3 protein-coding genes are annotated in these 2649 nt (G+C 31.2%); all 3 read left to right on the top strand.

Annotated features, from left to right (window positions below):
* The first annotated feature begins 287 nt into the window (after positions 1 to 287).
* Positions 288 to 1277, top strand: a complete 990-nt coding sequence (locus DFQ09_RS18105; RefSeq protein WP_115812920.1) for a hypothetical protein — start codon at positions 288 to 290, stop codon at positions 1275 to 1277.
* Between the two features lie 224 nt (positions 1278 to 1501).
* Positions 1502 to 2005 (top strand): YfbU family protein, encoded by a 504-nt coding sequence (locus tag DFQ09_RS18100; RefSeq protein ID WP_115812918.1) that lies wholly within the window; start codon positions 1502 to 1504, stop codon positions 2003 to 2005.
* Positions 2006 to 2192: 187 nt separating this feature from the next.
* Positions 2193 to 2649, top strand: a 457-nt coding sequence (locus DFQ09_RS19015; RefSeq protein WP_449489484.1) for an NHL domain-containing protein, incomplete at its 3' end; no start/stop codon positions are given.

The raw sequence follows: 2649 nt of genomic DNA, 5'->3' as shown, positions 1-2649 counted from the left end.
AAAATTAAGCGGAATAAAAAACTGCGTAGAACACCGTGTATAATTAATGGCTGGTTCTCGCCTACTTACGAAAATCCTCGCGGATTTTCTATTCGGTTTTTATTTGCTAAATTAGGTGCTTAAACACGCCACTAATCATACACAAAACCGTTAGCAACAGTTTGAGGGACAGTCAAACTAACCAATATATAGAATACGGAATTCAGTAAGTATTAATAAAAATTTTTTGGTACTATTACTTCCGATTATAGCAACTAATTTAAATTACTGGCAAAACAAAATTATAAATGGCAACATTAAATGGAGCGATACGCTCATACGGAGCAGCTGTTCGCAGAATGGAAAGAGAGCAACAAAGAAACGCTCGTGAATCTGCTAAAAGATTTAAAGAACAGCAAAAATTAGAAGAAATTGAAAACGCCCAACAAGCAGTTTCTGATTGGGAAAATTATGTTGATACAATACAATCTTTACACAAGAATTGTACAGAACAAATAGATTGGAAACAAATTGAAAATACGAAAAAACCGATTGAGCCACTTCTCGATTCTAAAAATGAAGCTATAGCTAAAAGCAAATTAGATAATTTTAAACCTTCTATTCTCGATAAAATATTTGGCTCAACTCAAAAGAAAATCACAAGATTAAATGGTCTCTTGGAGCAAGCAAAAATAAAGGACCAGAAAACATATGATGTCAACTATAAAGAATATTTAGACGAGTTAAATAATTGGAAAGAACTTCAAGAGATTAACACAGGAATAAAAAATAACGAAACCGATTTCTACAAAAAAGCCTTACAATATTTTAACCCTTTTTCTGATATTGGAGAATTAGGAACTCAAATTAGTTTCAGTTTTGAGCAAAACCATATAGACATTGATTTACACGTAAACAGTTTAGATGTTATTCCTGACTACGAGTTAAAACAAACATCAACTGGAAAATTATCGAAGAAAAATATGCCTAAATCAAGATTTAACGAACTCTATCAAGACCATATTTGTAGTGCATCAATGCGAATTGCAAGAGAAGTATTTGCATATATTCCTATTGACTACGCACGAATTAATGCAGTAGCAAAAATTATAAATACAAAAACTGGACATTTAGAAGAACAACCTATTCTATCAGTAATATTTCCGCCAGAAACAATTGACAATCTGAATTTGGAAACAATAGACCCTTCTGACAGTATGCAGAATTTTGTTCACAATATGAATTTCAGCAAAACGAAAGGATTTTCCGTCGTAGAAAAAGCGGAACTTGAACGATAAAAACTGTTGCCAACAATGTATATAAAAAATAGCGCAAGTCTTTGCTAACACAAAGGTTTGGGCATTTTGGAAAGTCGCCAAATTTTTAAATTTGACAAATTCCCAAAAATAAAATAATTAGTAAAATTTAAAAATTCGGCTTGTATATTATCCGAAAATTATCGCTCTTTTTTAGCGCTACTTTTCATATACTATACGTTGTAAACAATTAAATAAAATATATTATGCCAGAAACATTAACAATTGTAGAAAGACAAATATTAGCTAATCAATTTAGAATATTAGCTCAAATAGAAGAAAATGGAGAACACCATTCAATTTCAGCGGAAATTTTAGAACGTGGATTAACAGGACAATATCACTCTGTATTTAATGTCTATAACGAAGAAAAATCTATTGAAATTTGCAATGAAACCAGCGAAATTTTAAATATGTATCGCAGAATTAATAATACTATAGCTGGTTTGAGTGAAGCAGAAAGAGACGAACTGGATTTGGAAAGAATTCAATTCGATGGATTCGATGCGAACAATGACCCACATTATCACTATATGACTTTTCTTGTTGAGAATATGAATTTATGGCAAGAACACAGTGGAAACTATTTGAATTCTCATACTCAAGCTTCTCTGGCTAAATATCGTAGAATGTTAGATTATCAAAATCAATTGGATAATCCAAATAACATTGGAATAGAAGATTTAAGGAATTATATAAATGCATTATAAAACTGCTTGCAACAAAATACTGTGGTAAAAAACAAGTAAAAACTCACGAATTTTTGCTACGCACAGTTCGCTAAGCTCGTGCCTATTCGGTTTTTATTTACTAAATTACGTGCTAAACCACGCAACAAACCATATACAAACACGTTAGCAAACATTAAAAACGAATATTAACAAGAAAAATTAATAAATGAAACAAATTTACATTTTAGGACTTATACTATTTAACTTAAATATATTCAGTCAAAATATTTCAACATTGTATGGTACTACTGAAGGGTACTCAGGTGATGGTGGATTAGCTACGTCTGCACAATTAGATGGAAATTGTTATATGGTATTTGATGATAATGGCAATTTATATATTGCAGAGGCAGATAATCATATAATTCGTAAAATAGATAATTCAGGAATAATTACAACTATTGCAGGAACTGGAATTGCGGGTTCTTCTGGTGATGGTGGATTAGCTACTTCTGCACAATTAAATAGTCCTTATGGTATAACATTTGACACAGATGGAAACTTATTTTTCACTGAGATTTTTAATCATACAATTCGTAAAATAGATAATTCAGGAATAATTACAACTATTGCAGGAACTGGAGTTGCAGGTTATTCTGGTGATGGTGGATTAGCTACTTCTG

Source organism: Winogradskyella pacifica, assembly GCF_003386275.1.
Classification (GTDB): domain Bacteria; phylum Bacteroidota; class Bacteroidia; order Flavobacteriales; family Flavobacteriaceae; genus Winogradskyella; species Winogradskyella pacifica.
The sequence above is the reverse complement of the archived record's forward strand: the minus strand, read 5'-3'. Positions and strand labels throughout refer to the sequence as shown.